This window comes from Ruegeria sp. BG5, from assembly GCF_056538425.1.
The window spans coordinates 1,557,832-1,574,430 of sequence record NZ_JBQFTC010000001.1 but is presented as its reverse complement, the minus strand read 5'-3'; the positions used below and the strand labels follow the sequence as shown (position 1 = coordinate 1,574,430).

At 59.5% G+C, this 16,599-nt stretch carries 18 protein-coding genes; 3 read left to right on the top strand and 15 right to left on the bottom strand.

Annotated elements, in window-relative coordinates; translation table 11 throughout:
* Positions 1-11: 11 nt before the first annotated feature.
* Complete coding sequence (gene hisI / locus ACR0KX_RS07315; RefSeq protein ID WP_170450760.1) at positions 12-401, bottom strand: phosphoribosyl-AMP cyclohydrolase; 390 nt, start codon at positions 399-401, stop codon at positions 12-14.
* 48 nt (positions 402-449) lie between these two features.
* On the opposite strand from hisI, the gene ACR0KX_RS07310 reads away from it, so the two are divergent.
* The gene (locus tag ACR0KX_RS07310; RefSeq protein ID WP_170450762.1) at positions 450-902 is read left to right on the top strand and encodes an iron-sulfur cluster assembly scaffold protein; all 453 of its coding nucleotides are present in this window, start codon (positions 450-452) and stop codon (positions 900-902) included.
* 59 nt (positions 903-961) lie between these two features.
* Positions 962-1,600, top strand: coding sequence for a MarC family protein (locus ACR0KX_RS07305; RefSeq protein WP_170450764.1), 639 nt, complete (start codon positions 962-964; stop codon positions 1,598-1,600).
* A 186-nt stretch (positions 1,601-1,786) separates the two neighbouring features.
* Here the strand turns inward: ACR0KX_RS07305 and ACR0KX_RS07300 are convergent, their stop codons facing one another.
* The 5 genes from ACR0KX_RS07300 to sciP all read right to left on the bottom strand — a co-directional run bounded on the left by ACR0KX_RS07300 (position 1,787) and on the right by sciP (position 7,578).
* Entirely contained in the window at positions 1,787-1,909 is a 123-nt protein-coding gene (locus tag ACR0KX_RS07300) for a hypothetical protein (protein WP_480581227.1), read from the bottom strand.
* Positions 1,910-2,020: 111 nt separating this feature from the next.
* Complete coding sequence (recG, locus tag ACR0KX_RS07295) at positions 2,021-4,111, bottom strand: ATP-dependent DNA helicase RecG (protein WP_170621788.1); 2,091 nt, start codon at positions 4,109-4,111, stop codon at positions 2,021-2,023.
* On the bottom strand, positions 4,108-6,360 hold the full coding sequence (gene ligA / locus ACR0KX_RS07290; RefSeq protein WP_480708181.1) for an NAD-dependent DNA ligase LigA: 2,253 nt from the start codon (positions 6,358-6,360) through the stop codon (positions 4,108-4,110). The genes recG and ligA overlap by 4 nt, the downstream gene beginning before the upstream one ends.
* Before the next feature lie 123 nt (positions 6,361-6,483).
* Entirely contained in the window at positions 6,484-7,200 is a 717-nt protein-coding gene (ctrA, locus tag ACR0KX_RS07285; protein ID WP_480708179.1) for a response regulator transcription factor CtrA, read from the bottom strand.
* Positions 7,201-7,284: 84 nt separating this feature from the next.
* A complete protein-coding gene (gene sciP, locus ACR0KX_RS07280; protein WP_170450771.1) occupies positions 7,285-7,578 on the bottom strand; it encodes a CtrA inhibitor SciP in 294 nt (97 codons plus the stop codon).
* 129 nt (positions 7,579-7,707) lie between these two features.
* Here sciP and mnmA point away from each other — a divergent pair, with 129 nt between their 5' ends.
* Complete coding sequence (gene mnmA, locus ACR0KX_RS07275; protein ID WP_170621787.1) at positions 7,708-8,853, top strand: tRNA 2-thiouridine(34) synthase MnmA; 1,146 nt, start codon at positions 7,708-7,710, stop codon at positions 8,851-8,853.
* Here mnmA and ACR0KX_RS07270 read toward each other — a convergent pair.
* From ACR0KX_RS07270 to ACR0KX_RS07230, 9 genes are all read right to left on the bottom strand, one after another.
* Positions 8,850-9,395 carry a carboxymuconolactone decarboxylase family protein gene (locus ACR0KX_RS07270; protein ID WP_170621786.1) on the bottom strand — a complete coding sequence of 182 codons (546 nt, stop codon included), beginning with the start codon at positions 9,393-9,395 and terminating at the stop codon, positions 8,850-8,852. The two genes, mnmA and ACR0KX_RS07270, sit on opposite strands and share 4 nt — an antisense overlap.
* 83 nt (positions 9,396-9,478) lie before the next feature.
* Positions 9,479-10,054: a hypothetical protein gene (locus ACR0KX_RS07265; RefSeq protein WP_480708177.1), complete on the bottom strand. Its 576-nt coding sequence runs from the start codon at positions 10,052-10,054 to the stop codon at positions 9,479-9,481.
* Entirely contained in the window at positions 10,047-11,213 is a 1,167-nt protein-coding gene (gene lpxB / locus ACR0KX_RS07260; protein WP_480708175.1) for a lipid-A-disaccharide synthase, read from the bottom strand. The genes ACR0KX_RS07265 and lpxB overlap by 8 nt, the downstream gene beginning before the upstream one ends.
* Positions 11,213-12,007 (bottom strand): UDP-2,3-diacylglucosamine diphosphatase LpxI domain-containing protein, encoded by a 795-nt coding sequence (locus ACR0KX_RS07255; protein WP_170621783.1) that lies wholly within the window; start codon positions 12,005-12,007, stop codon positions 11,213-11,215. The genes lpxB and ACR0KX_RS07255 overlap by 1 nt, the downstream gene beginning before the upstream one ends.
* A gap of 4 nt (positions 12,008-12,011) precedes the next feature.
* Positions 12,012-12,797: an acyl-ACP--UDP-N-acetylglucosamine O-acyltransferase gene (gene lpxA / locus ACR0KX_RS07250; RefSeq protein WP_170518503.1), complete on the bottom strand. Its 786-nt coding sequence runs from the start codon at positions 12,795-12,797 to the stop codon at positions 12,012-12,014.
* Positions 12,794-13,267, bottom strand: a complete 474-nt coding sequence (gene fabZ, locus ACR0KX_RS07245; protein ID WP_170450786.1) for a 3-hydroxyacyl-ACP dehydratase FabZ — start codon at positions 13,265-13,267, stop codon at positions 12,794-12,796. Before fabZ ends, lpxA begins: the two co-directional genes overlap by 4 nt.
* 72 nt (positions 13,268-13,339) lie before the next feature.
* Positions 13,340-13,924, bottom strand: a complete 585-nt coding sequence (locus ACR0KX_RS07240) for an OmpH family outer membrane protein (protein WP_170450788.1) — start codon at positions 13,922-13,924, stop codon at positions 13,340-13,342.
* Positions 13,925-13,930: 6 nt separating this feature from the next.
* Positions 13,931-16,291 carry an outer membrane protein assembly factor BamA gene (gene bamA / locus ACR0KX_RS07235; protein WP_170621782.1) on the bottom strand — a complete coding sequence of 787 codons (2,361 nt, stop codon included), beginning with the start codon at positions 16,289-16,291 and terminating at the stop codon, positions 13,931-13,933.
* Between the two features lie 127 nt (positions 16,292-16,418).
* Positions 16,419-16,547: a hypothetical protein gene (locus tag ACR0KX_RS07230; RefSeq protein ID WP_480708172.1), complete on the bottom strand. Its 129-nt coding sequence runs from the start codon at positions 16,545-16,547 to the stop codon at positions 16,419-16,421.
* Positions 16,548-16,599: the final 52 nt, after the last annotated feature.

Sequence of the window (16,599 nt, the reverse complement as noted above, 5' to 3'; positions counted from 1 at the left end):
GCTTGCGCCATTCACTCCATCGGTTTCATCAACTCGGTCTCATCTCCGTCCCGAATGGCCGTATAGAAACAGCTGCGCCGGTTGGTGTGACAAGCGGGACCTTTCTGATCAACAAGAACCAACAGGCAGTCCCTGTCACAATCGACACGGAAATCGACCAGTTCCTGAGTGTGTCCCGAAGACTCACCCTTGATCCAGAAGGACTGCCGCGACCGCGACCAATAGGTGACGCGCCCTGTTTCCAACGTGCGTTCCACCGCCTGCGCATTCATCCAGGCCATCATCAGCACCTCGCCGGATGTGTGATCCTGCGCGATGGCGGGGATCAACCCAGCCTCGTTATATTTCAAAGTCGATGGGTCAAACACGACAGGGTCAGACATGACAAAAACCTTTTGCATCCCGGGGGCTGACCACTATGTATGGGGAACACGCAACGAGGGAAAGCCATGAGCGGCGAGAACGATCTGATAAAGCTCTATTCCGGACGCATTCTGGCGCTCGCGGCGGATATTCCGCATCTGGATCGGCTGGATAACCCCGATGCGACGGTCAAAAAACGGTCTCCGCTGTGCGGTTCGACCGTGACCGTTGACGTGAAGGTGCAGGATGGCCGAGTCGCCGCTTTCGGGCAGGACGTGAAAGCCTGTGCATTGGGTCAGGCATCGGCTTCGGTTGTCGGAGACGCGGTATTGGGGGCCACGCGGGCGCAGATCGAAACCGCTCGGGATCAACTGGCTGCGATGCTGAAAAAAGACGGGCCGGTCCCCGACGCGCCGTTTGACGGGTTAGAGGTGCTGATACCCGCGCGGGACTATAAGAACCGCCACGCCTCGATCCTTTTGTGTCTTGACGCCACCGCCGAAGCAATTGCGCAAGCTGAACAGGCCAACTGCGCCTGATCGTAGCGTTTTGCGGCAATCCCGTCTAACGTCAGTCACAATTTGGCGGAGAGATGGGTGTGAACAATTTACTCGAACATTTCGTGACATTGTGGGTCGTGATTGACCCCATCGGGACGATTCCTGTGTTCATTGCCGTAACTGCCGGGCTTGAGGCCGCCGCGCGACGGCGCACCGCTGTTCTGGCCGCCTTGATCAGCGCCGGCGTTTTGCTGTTCTTCCTGGTGTTCGGCCAGTTGCTGATCGAGGCGCTGGATATTGGCCTGAACTCGTTTCAAGTAGCTGGCGGGATCATCCTGTTCCTGTTCGCACTGACCATGATCTTTGGCGAAAGCAAGCAGGACATGGAACAACGCGCCGCCGAGGATGATAAGGACGACAAAACCCACACGCATAACCCGGCCATCTTTCCGCTTGCCGTGCCGTCCCTTGCCTCACCGGGCGCGATGCTGGCGATTGTGATCCTGACCGACAACAACCGTTACAGCGCGGCAGATCAGGGCATTACCGCGCTGGTCATGCTGTCGGTTCTGGTGATTGCCTTTGTCCTGATGTTGCTGGCCGAGCCGATCATTCGCCTGATCGGACATTCCGGTGCCGCGATTATCAGCCGGGTGATGGGAATGATCCTGGCCTCGGTCGCAGTCAATTCGGTGCTGTCGGCGATGTTGGAAATCATGAAAACCGGTCAGCTATAAAAAAACCGCCGCACCTTCCGGGCGGAAAGGGCGGCGGCAGGCAATGCGTTTCTCGTGTGGGGTCCGGGACACCGCGCGGGGCCGAGGCATGGCCCCTTCAAGGGGTTTGGGACAGGCAGGTCACCCTTGATCGTATTGGGGATGACAGGCGCGGGTTAATCGGCACGAGAGCGCAGGCAGAAAGGCTTAGAATCCAATCGGAAGGTGAAGGGCAACCATCAGCATAACGACCAAGGAGGCCACACCCACCGCATCCTGCAGGATCGTCGGTTGCGAGCGGGTAAAGACTGTCTTGATCTGGGTCAGCATGGGTCACCTCCGGTCAGGGATTTAATCCTTTGTTGACCTTTTGTTCTCATATTTTGCCGAGTCGGTAAAGAACTTTTTGAGAACATTTGTGAACTTTACGGGATTTATGATCTAACCCACTGAAATCAAACGGATCGCCTGATCCTGTTTCATAAGCCATAGCAGAACACGCGCGGCCTTGCCCCGGTCCGAGGTCAGTTTCGGGTCCGCATTCAGCAACGCGCGGGCATCTGATTGCGCAACCGCCATCAACCCGGCCTGCCGCTCCAGATCGGCAATGCGGAACTTCGGCAACCCGGATTGCGCCGTGCCGATCAGATCGCCCGCCCCGCGCATCTGCAAATCGGTTTCCGAGATGCGAAAGCCGTCCTCGGTCTCGCGCAGCACTTCCAGCCGCTTGCGCCCGCCTTCGCTGAGCGGCGCTTGATACATCAGCAAACAGGTCGAATCCGCGTCGCCCCGACCAACCCGACCGCGCAGCTGGTGTAGTTGCGCCAGACCAAAGATCTCGGCCCGTTCAATCACCATGATCGTGGCATTGGGTACGTTCACACCGACCTCAATGACCGTCGTGGCCACCAGAACCTTGGTGTCCCCGTTCTGAAACGCTGTCATGGCCGCGTCTTTTTCGGCGGGCGGCATCTGACCATGCACCAGCCCAACGATGCCTTCGCCCAACACCGCCCGCAGACGCTTGAACCGTTCTTCGGCCGCGGTCAGATCCGACACCTCAGATTCGTCGACCAAGGGACACACCCAATAGCACTGTCGCCCCTCATCAATCGCGCGACGCAGATGGGCGACGACCTCATCCATGCGCCCAGTGCTGACAATCGCGGTTTTGATCGGCTTTCGCCCGGGCGGCTTTTCGTCCAGAACTGAAACATCCATGTCGCCATATTGCGCCAGCGCCAGACTGCGCGGGATCGGTGTCGCGGTCATCACCAAGACATCGGCGCCCTTCCCTTTTTCAGACAATTCCATCCGTTGACGCACCCCGAACCGGTGCTGTTCGTCAACGATGGCGAGCCGCAGGTTTCTAAATGCCACGTCGCTTTGGAATACTGCATGGGTGCCGACAAGAATCTGAATATCGCCACGCGCCAAAGCCTCAAGCTTGGCGCGACGCTCGGACCCCTTGTCGCGTCCGGTCAGGATTTCCAGAACGACTCCGGCCTCTTCGGCCAAGGGGCGCAGGCCTTCCAGATGCTGACGGGCCAGAATCTCGGTCGGGGCCATCATCACGCCCTGCCCGCCAGCCTCAACCGCGATCAGAAGCGCCATGAACGCGACCAGTGTCTTCCCCGCCCCTACATCGCCCTGCAGCAACCGGTTCATCCGCAGATCAGATGCCATATCGGCCGAGATCTCTTCAATCGCGCGGGTTTGCGCCCCGGTCGGCCGATACGGCAGGCTGCGCAGAACTCTGGACTGCAACGCCCCGGTGCTAACGCTGGAGATCCCCCTCGCCTTGCGTTCGATCTGACGCGCCAGAGCCAGGGTCAACTGATGCGCCAACAGCTCATCATAAGCCAAACGTTCCCGGGCCGGAGAGAACGCGGCCACATCATCGGCGCCCTGCGGATGATGGGCGGCGTGAACCGCATCATGCCAGCTTGTCCATTTTTGCTGGGCCACTTGTGCCGGATCAATCCATTCGGCCAATTCAGGCGCGCGGGCCAACGCACTGCGCGCGGCCTTGTACGCCGTTTTCTGCGTCACCCCTTGCGTCAAATGATAGACCGGTTCGAATTCGGGAATGTCGCGCGCCTGCTCAACCGGCAGCATGTGATCGGGATGCACCATCTGCGCCATCCCGTCGAACAGCTCCAACTTGCCCGAGATCACCCGGCGCGATCCTTGCGGCAGCACCTTCTTCAGATAGTCGCCGCGTGCGTGAAAGAACACGAGTTGAAAATCGGCCTGACTGTCCTCGACATGAATCCGATAGGCCCCGCCCTTGTTTCGGGGCGGACCGTGCGGGCCAACAGTCACCTCAACCGTCAGAGTTGTCGGCAAATCAGCCCCTTGGATCGTGTCACGCCTGCGCCGGTCAACCACGGCATATGGCAGCCCAAACAGCACATCGCGCGGGCTTTCGATCCCGCTTTGCATCATGGCCTGTGCGGTTTTGGGGCCGACACCCTCCAGCGTTTCCAACCCGGCAAACAGCGGGAAAAGTTGTTCGGGCCGTCCGCTCATGCGCCGTAGATCAGCTGCAGCCAGCCATCCTCATCCAGCGTTTCGATGCCCAGTTCTGCGGCTTTCTTGGCCTTGGATCCTGCCCCGGGCCCGGCCACCAACAAATCGGTTTTTTTGCTGACCGAGCCTGAGACTTTGGCACCCAAAGCCTCAGCCCTCGCCTTGGCCTCGGCGCGGGTCATCTTTTCCAGCGTTCCGGTGAAGACGACCGTCTTGCCTGCAACCGGGCTGTCCGATGCAGGGGCGTCGGGTGATATGATCGTCAAATGCCGGATCAGGTCATCGAAAGCGCGGCGCTCATCCGAATTGGCAAAGGCATCCGACAGGGACAGGCCCAGCGTTGCGCCGATGCCGTCGATGCCAATCAAATCGGACCAGGCCGTGGCAGCGGCCTCGGGTACATCCGAAGTTGCGATTGCAGCGTCGCGTGCTTCTTTCACGCGGGCCCGACGGTTTTCTTCGGTGGCGGCGATGCGCTCGGCCTCTTCGGCCTGATCGGCGCGTCGTTGCGCCAGTGCGGCCGGGCGGGCCGCATCAATCGCCTGCGCCATAGCCTCCCAGGTCAGGTAGTGTAGCGCCAAGTCGCGCGCGCCAACCTCTCCGACATGGCGAATGCCGAGGGCGAACAGCAAGCGCCCCAGTTCGATGGTTCGTTTTTCGTCAATGGCGTCGAACAGGTTCCTGGCCGACGTCTCACCCCATCCGTCCCGGTTCTTGAGCCGAGCCAGATTGCCCGCGTCGCGCGCCTGCAGCGTGAAAATATCTGCCGGAGTGTTGATCGGCAGAACCTCATCGCCATGAAACATCTCAATCTGTTTGGCCCCGAGCCCTTCGATATCGAACGCCTTCCGGGATACAAAATGCTTTAGTTTTTCAACTGCTTGTGCGGGGCAAATCAACCCACCTGTACAACGCCGGACGGCATCACCATCTTCGCGGATGGCGGCGCTGTCGCATTCGGGGCATTCTTGCGGGAAAGCGTACGCGATACTGTCTGCCGGGCGTTTGGTCAGATCGACATCGGCCACTTTGGGGATCACGTCACCGGCGCGATAGACCTGAACCCAATCGCCGACCCGAATGTCCTTGCCGTCTCGGATGGTGCCACCCTTGGCATCCCGACCCGCAATATAATCCTCATTATGCAAGGTGGCGTTCGACACGACGACGCCGCCCACTGTCACCGGATGCAGGCGCGCCACGGGGCTGAGGGCACCGGTGCGCCCGACCTGAATGTCGATTGCCTCCAACCGGGTCCAGGCCAGTTCGGCGGGGAATTTATGGGCGATGGCCCAGCGAGGCGTCGTGGACCGGAACCCCAACCGTGCTTGCAGCGCCAGGTCGTTCACTTTGTAGACGACCCCATCGATGTCATATCCAAGGGTTGCACGCTGCGCTTCAATATCGCGGTAATGCGCGAGAATATCTTCTGTCGCATTACAAAGACGCGTCAAGGCATTGGTCGAAAACCCAAAATCCTTTAGCCGTTCAATTGCACCCATCTGAGTGTCCGCCAGCGGCTCTGACACCTCGCCCCAGGCATAGGCAAAAAACCTTAAAGGTCGCGCGCGGGTGATTTCCGCATCCAGTTGTCGCAAGGACCCGGCGGCCGCGTTTCTGGGGTTGGCGAATGTCTTCCCTCCGCTCTCCGTCTGGCGCTGGTTGAGCGCATCGAAATCCGCGTGGGACATATACACCTCGCCCCGAACCTCCAGAACGGCTGGCGCGTCTTTGATCCTTTGCGGGATGTCCGAAACCGTGCGGGCGTTTGCGGTGACATTCTCGCCCACCTCGCCATCGCCACGCGTTGCGGCCTGAACCAATTCACCGTCCTCATAACGCAAGGACAGGGACAAACCGTCGATCTTGGGTTCCGCCGTAAAGGCCAGCGGCGCGCCTGCGGCCAACCCGAGGTATTTTCGGATCGACCGGTCGAAATCGCCTACGTCCTCGTCATCAAAGGCATTTCCCAATGACATCATGCGCATCGCATGGGTGACCTTGGAGAATCCGTCTGCGGCCCGGGCGCCGACCTGTTCGCTGGGGCTGTCGGCGCGTTTCAGGTGCGGGAATTGCGCCTCGATCTCGGCATTGCGGCGTTTCAGAGAATCGTATTCCGCATCCGAAATCTCGGGCGCGTCTTCGGCGTGGTACAACCGATTGGCCCGCAAAAGCGCTTTGGCCAAACGCTCCAGCTCGGCGCGGGCCTCGTCTTCGGTCATGTCTGCGGGTGTAATGGAGTTGCTCATGGCCTCGCCCTGTCACGTCTTCTTGGACATCAGTGATAGGGCGAGGCCATGGCCAGGTCCAGACGTGCTGATCCGTGAGTGCGGGTGCCGCCCTGGACCACCGGCGGCACAGGTGTTCTTGTGTCAGGCGCCGACGGCCATACGGGTCTCGTCCACCGTGTTGCTTTGCGGGTCGCGCAGAACGTAGCCACGGCCCCAAACGGTTTCGATATAACTGTCGCCACCGGTCGCGTTGCTGAGTTTCTTACGCAGCTTACAGATGAAAACGTCGATAATTTTCAGTTCGGGCTCATCCATGCCGCCATAGAGATGATTCAGAAACATCTCTTTGGTCAGAGTCGTCCCTTTGCGCAGGCTCAACAGCTCCAGCATCTGGTATTCCTTGCCGGTCAGATGAACCGTTTTGCCATCCACTTCGACCGTTTTTGCATCCAGATTAACTGCGACGCGGCCCGTGTGGATCACCGATTGTGAATGCCCTTTGGAGCGGCGGATGATCGCATGAATACGCGCGACAAGTTCTTCACGGTGGAACGGCTTCGTCAGGTAATCGTCAGCCCCGAAGCCAAACCCTTTGATTTTGCTCTCGGTATCATCGGCGCCCGACAGGATCAGAATCGGCGTTTCTACCCGCGCGATCCGCAATTGCCGCAAAACTTCGTGCCCATTCATGTCCGGCAGGTTCAGGTCCAGCAAAATAAGGTCGTAATCGTAGAGTTTTGCCAGATCGATCCCCTCTTCCCCCAGATCCGTCGCATACACGTTCAGGTTTGCATGCGTCAGCATCAGTTCGATGCTTTTGGACGTGGTCGGATCATCCTCGACAAGAAGTATTCTCATTTCACTGCTCCAATTCGGGTCAAATATTCCAATTAAAATTAAACCTGACCAAGAATGGTTAATATGACGTTACCGTTGAATCATTTATTCACTTTCTCCTTTAGGTTGTCGATATTTTTTTAAGGCGGTGACTTTCAGCGCCTCAACACCGTGCTCGGCAACCGCTGCGACCCAGGTGTTGAACTCTTCATCGCTGATGCCATAGCGCTTCTTGGCCTCTGACAGCGTAATCAGCCCATAAAGCACCCCGCGTACGACTACGATCTTGCGCGAGGCCACCCAGCGCCGCGTGTCCGAAGGCGGAAGATCGGCGCGGGACAAAATCGTTCCATCCGGCAGGGTTACGGACCGCGGTCCTTCAACTTTGTGCAAATACATCTTTCAACCCTTTTCCTGCTGCATCAAAGCTGGCACCAGCCTACTTAATGCCGGGTGAAACCGCCCCTTGAGAGTGTCTAGAATTTTCCTATATTCTGCCGGTCTTTCTTAACCCGGACTGGAATCGCCATGGCCCTCGCCGCCGAGACCCAACTCAATTCGCTTGGCTTTGCCAAACCTCCCTCGGAAACGCGGGTGGTTGTTGCCATGTCTGGCGGCGTCGACAGCTCCGTCGTGGCAGCCTATCTGGCCGATCAGGGGTATGACGTGGTGGGCGTGACCTTGCAGCTGTACGACCATGGCGCGGCGCTGGCCAAGAAAGGTGCATGCTGTGCAGGGATCGACATCCACGACGCGCGCCGCGTGGCCGAGGAACGTGGCTTTCCGCATTACGTTCTGGATTACGAGAACATCTTCAAGGACGCGGTGATCGACGAATTCGCCGACAGCTATCTGGCCGGCGCGACACCGGTGCCCTGTATCCGCTGCAATGAACGGGTGAAATTCAAGGATCTGCTGGAAACCGCCAAGGATCTGGAAGCTGATTGCATGGCCACCGGTCACTATATTCAGCGCAAGATGGGCGCGAACGGCCCGGAATTGCACAGTGCCGAGGATGCAAACCGCGACCAGTCCTACTTCCTGTTCTCGACCACGCCCGAACAACTGGATTACCTGCGCTTCCCGCTGGGCCACCTGCCCTCCAAAGACGCAACGCGCGAAATGGCGGCGCAATATGGGCTGGCAGTGGCCGACAAGCCCGACAGTCAGGACATCTGTTTCGTGCCCAACGGCAACTATGCCAGCGTGATCGAGAAGCTGCGCCCTGGTGCTGCGGAACCGGGTGAGATTGTGCACGCCGATGGCCGTATTCTGGCGCAGCATGACGGGGTGATTCACTACACCATTGGTCAGCGGCGCGGTCTTGGCATCGGTGGGCTGAGCGAGCCACTTTATGTCGTCAAGCTGGACGTGGATAAGAAACAGGTTGTTGTCGGCCCAAAAGAGATGCTGGCCACCCGCACCGTTCCCGTGCGCGAGATCAACTGGCTGGGCGATGAACCCTTCACCTCACGCAGTGAATGGCACTTGTCGGTCAAAGTTCGCTCGACCCGCCCCCCGCGTGAGGCGATCATCCGCCCCCTGTCGGACACCACGGCTGAGGTCGAGTTGCTGACACCCGAAGAAGGTATCTCTCCGGGTCAGGCCTGCGTGTTCTATGCCAATGAAGGCAGCCGCATCTTTGGCGGCGGCTGGATCTGGCGCGGGTATTAAGCCGAGACCGGCTCGACCTCGGGTTCGATCTGGATTTGCAGCGCATCGTTGAACCGGTTGAACGCGCCGCACAGCGCGATGCGCCAGGTCAGTTCGACGATCTGCGCATCGCTGAACCATTCCCGCAGGTCCGCAATCTCGGCATCGCGCATCCGGCCTGAACGGGTTGTCACCGCCTGAGCGTAGAGCACGACCGCCTTGTCGCAGGCGTCCAGTTCGGGGTGATCTTCAACATCGGGCAACCGCGCCGCGCCTTCGGGGCTAAGCCCGGCAACCGTCAGCAATGGCGCGTGATGCGACACGCAATAATCGCAGGCATTCAGCTTGGACACTGTCACCATCGCCAGTTCCAGCGCCCGGCGCGGCAGAGTTTCCTGCGCGCGCAATGCGGTCAGCATACCGCTCACGTGTTCCAACACCGGCGGGCAATGGGCCGCCACCCGCGCCCAGTTGTCGAACGGGCCGTATGCACCCAGCTCGGTATGGGCCGCGCGGGCCTGCGGAGTCATCTGATCGTCGGTCAATGGGGGAATGCGGGTCATCTGCGATCTCCTTTGGCCGCAGGGTATTGCAGGGCCAGATCGCCGCGACAACAGCGCGGCGATCACAACGCCGAGACGGCGGATCAAAGCACGTCGGTCGGCGAATTGAGCAGGATGTAAAGGCCGACACAGACCATGATATACGGCGCGATCCGATCCAGACGCGCAACACGAGGCCCAAGGTTCTGTGCGTAAGGCGCCCCCCACGCAGCGACCGAGGCCAACAGAACCGCGGCGCAAATCGCTCCGATCAGGGCGACCAGCCGGAAAACCGGGGCCGAATCCGCCAGCAGTGGCGTCATCACTGCGAAACTGTCCACTGACAGGCTTAGAAACAGGGTCACAACCGAAGTCACCGCCCCTTTGGGTCCATCCGCCTGTCGCTCGGCCCCCGAAAACTGCTGCCAGATACCGCGAAGCCCCAAGGCCAAGGGGATCAGCCCCAGATACCCGATCCAGCCCGGAAGGCCGCTTTGACTGACACCGATGGCCACCGCGAAAGCCAGCGACAGCACAATCGCCTGCGCCATGGCGAACCCTGCCACGGCCCGCTTGTGATCCATGACCAGCATCAGCCCTAGCAGCACCGCCAGATTATCGAGATTGGTCGACACCATCGCGATCCCGGCGGACACCGCAAAGAGCAGGTATTCACCCATCTGCGGCCGTCATGCGCTGCAAAACCGCCCTTGCCGCCCGCAGACCTGGCGCTTCGCCGCCGCGGCCCAGACGCTCCATCGTGATCTCCATGGCCTGCCGCTGGGCATCCGGTGCATCCGCAACTTGCGTCAACGCAGCGGCGATCTTGTCCGGTTGGCAGTCATCCAGCAGACATTCGGGAACCGTCCGGGTTTCCGAGACCAGATTGACCAGAGTCACGGTGTCCAGTTGCACCATGCGTTTGGCGATCAGGGTCGTTAGCCAGTTCAGGTTGTAAGCAATCACCATTGGTGTCGCCTGCGCCGCCAGCTCCAGCGAGACCGTCCCCGACGCAGCCAGCGATAGATCGGCCGCCGCAAAGGCTGCTCGTTTCTGGGCCACCGCCTGATCCGAGGGCATATCACGCGGGTCGATCACAACTGGCGATCCGGGCCAGTCGCGCAGATGCTCGGCCACTGTATCAACCATATGGGCCACGGCGGGCACCACGACGCGCGTGTCTGGTCGGGTTCTGAGATACTGCCCCAGCGCCTTCCCAAAGACGGGGGCCAGCCGGTCCACCTCGCCCCGGCGCGAGCCCGGCAAGGCCAGAAGAATGGGCGCATCGCCCAGATCATAGGCGGCCCGGAAATCGCGGATTTCCGTCTCGGTCGCAATTGGTTCGCTGGCGACCGGATGGCCGACAAAGTCGCACTCCATCCCCGCGCGTTCCATATAAGGCGGCTCGAAGGGCAGCAGGGCCAGAACGTGATCGATCACCTTGGCCATCTTGTCCGCCCGCCCCGGACGCCAGGCCCAAACGCTGGGGGCCACGTAATGCACGGTGCGAATGTCGCTGGCCGCCTTCACCAGTTTTGCCACACGCAGCGAGAAATCGGGGCTGTCGATGGTGATCAGCACATCGGGCTGCGTGTCCAGCACCGCTTGCGCAGTCTCGGCGATCCGGCGTTTGAGGTGGAAGAACTTGGGCAGGACCTCGACCAGCCCCATGACGCTCAGCTCGGCCATCGGGAACCGGCTTTCCAACCCTTGCGCCTGCATCAGTGGCCCGCCTACCCCATCGAATTCGATTTCGGGAACAAGGGTCCGTAGCCCCTCCATCAAAGCGCCGCCCAGCCGGTCGCCCGAAGGTTCCCCGGCGACCAGAAAAACACGCATCAGGAGGCACGCTCGCGCACGTAAAGGAACAGCCCCAGACGGTCGCATTCGGCAATCACGCGGTCGCGTTGCAACACCAGAACGCCGCCCTTTTCGATGACGATCCCCGCAAGGCCCGCAGCCACCGCGCCCGACACGGTATCGGGTCCGATCGCAGGCAAATCGGCCCGACGATCCTGAGCGGGTTTGGGGCCTTTGAACAACACACCGCCACCAGCATCGGGCCGCTGAGTCAGAGATTGCAGCATCCAGGCAGTGCCAAAGATGCTTTCGACGGCCAGCACCTGCCGTTGCGAAACCGCACAGGCCTGTCCGATATCAGCGTTGCCCATTGCACGCAGGACAGTTGCGGCGCGCTCAGCGTCAGCCAGATCAGCCTCGGACGGTTGCGCCTCGGTCAGACAACCAAGCGGAGGCAGCAAATCAGGCGCAATGTCATGCGCGGCTTGAACGGTCAGGCCAGCATCCTCGAAGATGCCGATCACCGCCCGCAAGGCACCATCGTCGCCAGACATGATTGCCTGTTGCAGGATCGGCACCAACGGCAGCGTCGCCGCATCAATGCGTGCGGGATCAACCTTGGGTCGCCGAACTGCGCCTGCCATGCAAATTTGGGTCACGCCCCGCGATTTGAGGTCGGCGATGAAACTGCCCAATTGTTCCAGCGGAAACACCAGATCGGGTGTCAGGTTATCGGGCTCGAACCCCTCCATTGCACAGACCAAAGGCCGCTCTGCCAGCGCAGACGCAACCTCCTCCGGTAAAACACCCGTTCCCGCAATCAATGCCAGCATGGGGTTACTTCCTTGGGGTCAGGAACGACCGGTCCGTGTCACCTGTGACGAAATCGACGATACGGCGCACATATTCGCTTTCGGTATCTTCACCCGCGCGGCGGGCACGCTCCTGAAAGGTGCCCTCGCCGCCCGACAATTCGCGGAACGCCGCCCGCAAAGCCGAGATATCAGCGCGCGACACGCCGCGCCGCTTGAGGCCCACCAGGTTCAGTCCATCCAGTTCACCGCGCGGTGCCTGTACCAGCCCGTATGGAATCACGTCATTGGGCACCATGGTCAGCGCGCCGATAATGGCCCCGCGACCCACACGCACCCATTGGTGCAGGCCCGAGATTCCGCCCACGATCACGTCATCCTCGATGATACAATGACCTGCCGCACCTGCATGGTTCACCATGATCACACGGTTGCCGATTTGAACATCATGGGCCACGTGAACACCGGCCATCAGCAAGCAGTCATCGCCAATGCGGGTCACACCGCCGCCGCCTTCGGTGCCGGTGTTGATGGTCACATGCTCGCGGATCCGGTTGCGCTGACCGATTTCCAGCCGCGTGTTCTCACCACCGAACTTCAGGTCCTGCGGGATCTCACCGATGACCGAGAAATTGAAGATCACCGTGTCGTCGCCAACCGAAGTTTCGCCGGTGACAACCACATGAGACTTCAGCTCGACCCGGTCCCCCAACCGGACCTGCGCCCCGACGTAGCAGAACGGCCCAACGACGCAGTCCTGCCCGATCTGGGCGCCTTCTTCGATGATTGCACTGGGGTGAATGCCGCTCATGTTGTCTTTTCCATGTCCCAGTCAACATAGGCCGAAAACTCAGCTTCCGCTGCAACCTCGCCTTCAACGGTTGCACGACCGCTGAACTTGAACAGCTTGCCGCCCTTCTTGCCACGGATCGTCTCGACATGCATTTCCAGCACGTCACCCGGAACAACCTTGCGACGGAATTTGCACTTGTCGATGCTCATGAAATAGATCAGCAGTTCGGTGTCGATCACATCCATGCCAACGCCCAGCATAACACCGGCGGTCTGAGCCATCGCCTCGACAATTGTCACGCCAGGCATGATCGGGGTTCCGGGGAAGTGGCCCTGGAAATGCGGCTCGTTCATGGTGACATTCTTGATGCCACGGGCCGAGTGGTAATCGGTAATATCGACCACCTTATCGACCAGCAGAAACGGATAGCGGTGCGGCAAAATCCGCTGGATCAGCTGAATGTCAGCGCTTTTGGTTTCCGTGGTCATAACTCAAATGTCCCGTTTTGCATTCTCAGTTTCAGCGTGGTTAGCAATACAGGCCCGCAAGGGCAAGCAAACCTATTCGCCTGTCCCGTCCTGCAAGCCGGTTCCATCACCGATTGCAGCATCGATACGCTCAATCGCGGCGCTGGTAATGTCCGAAGTGTCCGAACTGAGCAGCACGCTGGAGCGTTCGAGGATGATGGACGCCCCGTTTTCACGCATAAGATCGATCAGAACCGGGCGCGCCAATTCGTAAAACCTTTGGCGGCTTTCTTCGCTGATGCGGCCCAGAGCATCCAGTTTGGCGCGCTGACCCTCGCGATGCGATTGTACTTTGCGATCAAATGCCTCCGCCAGAGGACGGAAGTCTTCGGGCGCCAATTCAGCACGTTTCTCGGTCAGGTCCTTTTCTTCGGTGCTTAGCTCGGCAACAATCCGTTCGTTTTCCTCGGACAGCAACGTGCCTTCCTGCTCAATCTCGCGCAGCACCCGCTGGCCAAATTCGGATTCGGTGAACAAGCGATCACTTGAGACTGTCAGCACAACGGTCTGCGTGACGCCCAATTGCTGCGCCGCCGCTGATGTCACGCCAAACAGAGCCAGAAAAACACACAGGGCCCCCAAAGGGCCCTGAATGAGACGTTTGCAAATCCACCGCATCGCGGATCAGAACCGGGCTTGAACGGTCAGGTCAAAGTTCTGCTCGTTGTCGAACTCTTCTTTTTTCAGAGCTTTCGAGAAGTTGAACCGCAGCGGGCCAAACGGCGTTTCCCACAGGACCGAGACGCCGATGACGTGACGGATCGATCCGTTGGCGCCCACGATGTTTGCACCGGCCGTGTTCACGTTGTCGATGTTATAGAGGTTCCCGACATCATAGAACACACCGCCGCGCAAACCCAGTTCTTCCGGCAGGCCCAGCGGGAAATCCGACTCGAACCGGGCAACCCAGTAGTAGTTGCCGCCGATGGCGTCGTCCTGACCGTTGGACAGGTCGCGCGGGCCAAGACCTGCGGGCTCAAACCCGCGGAACGTGTTCGGCCCCAGAAGGAAGCGGTCAATTGTGCGGCTGAAATCGTTGCCTGTCCAATGCAAGGCACCCAGTTCCAGTGTCGCGCGCAACACCACTTCTTCGCTTAGGACGCGGGTCTGTGCGATACCGCGCGCGGTTGTTCTGAAGAACTCGTTGTCGCCACCCAGACCGGCCGCATCAACACCAACCTCGAACAGCACACCGGCATTCGGATTCAGGCCACCAAGACGGCTGTCATAGACATAAGATACACCGATTGAACTGGTCGTGCGCTTGCCCTGATCGATTTCCGAGGAAATGACCGCGCCGTTGATCTCATCATCCTGCTGCGTCATCTCACTGCGTTCCCAGCCGTACCGCAGGCGAAGCGAGGACAGCTCGCCAATCGCGTAGGTCAGCTGCGGGTTAAAGAACACGCGCTCGGTGTCGTAGCTTGCAAAACCCGAGTTCGTACCGGCCAGACCGAGGCCCAGATCGAAACGCAGACGACGTCCCAGCAGATAAGGTTCGGTAAAGTTGATGGTGTACTGCTCGGAATCCTGCGCCGTCGATAGGGTCAAACCCAGGTTCTGGCCGCGACCGAGGAAGTTGGACTCGTTCAGGCCAATCGCAATCCCGAAGCCATCCGAGGCCGAGAAGCTACCACCAAGGCTGAGCGATCCGGTCGGTTGCTCTTCGACATCCACATCGAGAATAACCTGACTGGGCGAGGATCCTTCGCGCGGCTCGACATTCGCCACGGCAAAAAAGCCCAGTGCGTTGATGCGTTCCGCTGCCTGCCGGATCTCACGCGGGTTGAAGGGGTCGCCTTCGACCGTGTCGAACTGACGCCGGATTACGCGGTCAAGCGTGGTGGTGTTGCCTTCAATGTCGATCCGCTCAACAAAAATGCGTGGTCCCTTGCTCAGGACAAATTCGACATCCAGCGTCAGATCGCGTGGGTTGCGGGTCACCCGAGGTTCGACTCGAAGGAAATCGACACCTTGCCGGATCCCCAAACGCTCCTGCCGGGCAATCGAGTTTTCGATCAGCGTGGGCGAATAGGTCACGCCCGGTTTGATCTTCAGCGCTTCCTGATACGGGGCCGGATCGACGCCGGGAATTTCGCTGACAGTCGTGATCTTGCCGAACGAGAATTTCTGCCCCTCGGTCACGTTCATGACCAGGAAGAAGGCATCACGCTCGCGGGTGAATTCCACATTTGCGCTGTTTACGCGGAAGTCGATATAGCCGCGCGACAGGTAGAAGTCGCGGATAACCTGTTTGTCGAACTCGATCCGGTCACCGATGAAGGTGTCGCTGCGGAAGAAAGTGCGCAGGAAGGTCGCTTGTTTGGTTTCCAGCACACGGCGCAGGCGGCGGTCCGAATAGGCCCGGTTGCCGACAAAGCTGACACGCTCAACCTCGATCGTCGTGCCTTCGGCGACTTCAAAGACCAGATCTACGCGATTGTCGCTGCGGCGGATGATGCGCGGGATTACGGTTGCGGCGACCCGACCTTGGGCCGAGTACACCTCGGCAATCAGATCTGCGTCGGTTTCCGCGACCTGAGGGGTGAAAACGCGTCGTGGTTGGGACGAAATCACTTCGAGCAGGACATCGTCTTTGACGCGACGATTCCCTTCGATGCTGATCTGGTTGATCGTCGGGTATTCCTGTACCTCGATCAGCAGAGTTGTGCCGCGCGGGGTCAGTTCGACTGTTTCAAAAACACCACTGTCAAGCAAACGCTGGAACGCGTCATTCAACTGACCGGTTGTGACGGTTTGCCCCGGTTCGATCCCCGTTCTGGCGATGATCGTCCCCGTCTCGATGCGGCGGTTTCCTTCCACCTCGAACGAGTTGATGGTGAAACTTTGCGCCTGTGCCGTATTCGGCAAAGCCAGTAAGTTGGCGGCAACAAAAAGGAAAAGAAACGTCAGCGATTGCCACAAAATCTTGTTTGTAGACTTACGCCCCCCGCAGGATGTGCCCGCGCCTCGCCCGTCGGTCATTTTTTTCTCAACCCAGAATTTTAAGACTTTAATGCTGAGTAGCGGGAATGGATGGGGTTGTCAAAAGGCCAAAAAGCGCATCCGGCATTTGATGGCCTTTAGGGCGTGAAAAGACGGTCTGTCAGAATCACAATCCCGCCAGATAGGCGCCAGCGGCCAGTGCCAGAGCGGTGACGGCAAAACTCAGCAACACATCCCAGTTCAGCATGAACAGGAAGCTAAAACTCCGATAGGATTTGCGCAGTGCTTTGGTCATGATCGCCCCTCAACGTCGCGCAAACCGTACCGTCGGAATGCGGCAAGAATGC

What these genes read in the sequence shown, in the direction of transcription:
- hisI (WP_170450760.1), bottom strand. Translation starts at nt 401, where the DNA reads ATGCAAAAGGTTTTTGTCATGTCTGACCCTGTCGTGTTTGACCCATCG.
- ACR0KX_RS07310 (WP_170450762.1), top strand. Translation starts at nt 450, where the DNA reads ATGAGCGGCGAGAACGATCTGATAAAGCTCTATTCCGGACGCATTCTG.
- ACR0KX_RS07300 (WP_480581227.1), bottom strand. Translation starts at nt 1,909, where the DNA reads ATGCTGACCCAGATCAAGACAGTCTTTACCCGCTCGCAACCGACGATC.
- recG (WP_170621788.1), bottom strand. Translation starts at nt 4,111, where the DNA reads ATGAGCGGACGGCCCGAACAACTTTTCCCGCTGTTTGCCGGGTTGGAA.
- ligA (WP_480708181.1), bottom strand. Translation starts at nt 6,360, where the DNA reads ATGAGCAACTCCATTACACCCGCAGACATGACCGAAGACGAGGCCCGC.
- ctrA (WP_480708179.1), bottom strand. Translation starts at nt 7,200, where the DNA reads ATGAGAATACTTCTTGTCGAGGATGATCCGACCACGTCCAAAAGCATC.
- sciP (WP_170450771.1), bottom strand. Translation starts at nt 7,578, where the DNA reads ATGTATTTGCACAAAGTTGAAGGACCGCGGTCCGTAACCCTGCCGGAT.
- mnmA (WP_170621787.1), top strand. Translation starts at nt 7,708, where the DNA reads ATGGCCCTCGCCGCCGAGACCCAACTCAATTCGCTTGGCTTTGCCAAA.
- ACR0KX_RS07270 (WP_170621786.1), bottom strand. Translation starts at nt 9,395, where the DNA reads ATGACCCGCATTCCCCCATTGACCGACGATCAGATGACTCCGCAGGCC.
- ACR0KX_RS07265 (WP_480708177.1), bottom strand. Translation starts at nt 10,054, where the DNA reads ATGGGTGAATACCTGCTCTTTGCGGTGTCCGCCGGGATCGCGATGGTG.
- lpxB (WP_480708175.1), bottom strand. Translation starts at nt 11,213, where the DNA reads ATGCGTGTTTTTCTGGTCGCCGGGGAACCTTCGGGCGACCGGCTGGGC.
- ACR0KX_RS07255 (WP_170621783.1), bottom strand. Translation starts at nt 12,007, where the DNA reads ATGCTGGCATTGATTGCGGGAACGGGTGTTTTACCGGAGGAGGTTGCG.
- lpxA (WP_170518503.1), bottom strand. Translation starts at nt 12,797, where the DNA reads ATGAGCGGCATTCACCCCAGTGCAATCATCGAAGAAGGCGCCCAGATC.
- fabZ (WP_170450786.1), bottom strand. Translation starts at nt 13,267, where the DNA reads ATGACCACGGAAACCAAAAGCGCTGACATTCAGCTGATCCAGCGGATT.
- ACR0KX_RS07240 (WP_170450788.1), bottom strand. Translation starts at nt 13,924, where the DNA reads ATGCGGTGGATTTGCAAACGTCTCATTCAGGGCCCTTTGGGGGCCCTG.
- bamA (WP_170621782.1), bottom strand. Translation starts at nt 16,291, where the DNA reads ATGACCGACGGGCGAGGCGCGGGCACATCCTGCGGGGGGCGTAAGTCT.
- ACR0KX_RS07230 (WP_480708172.1), bottom strand. Translation starts at nt 16,547, where the DNA reads ATGACCAAAGCACTGCGCAAATCCTATCGGAGTTTTAGCTTCCTGTTC.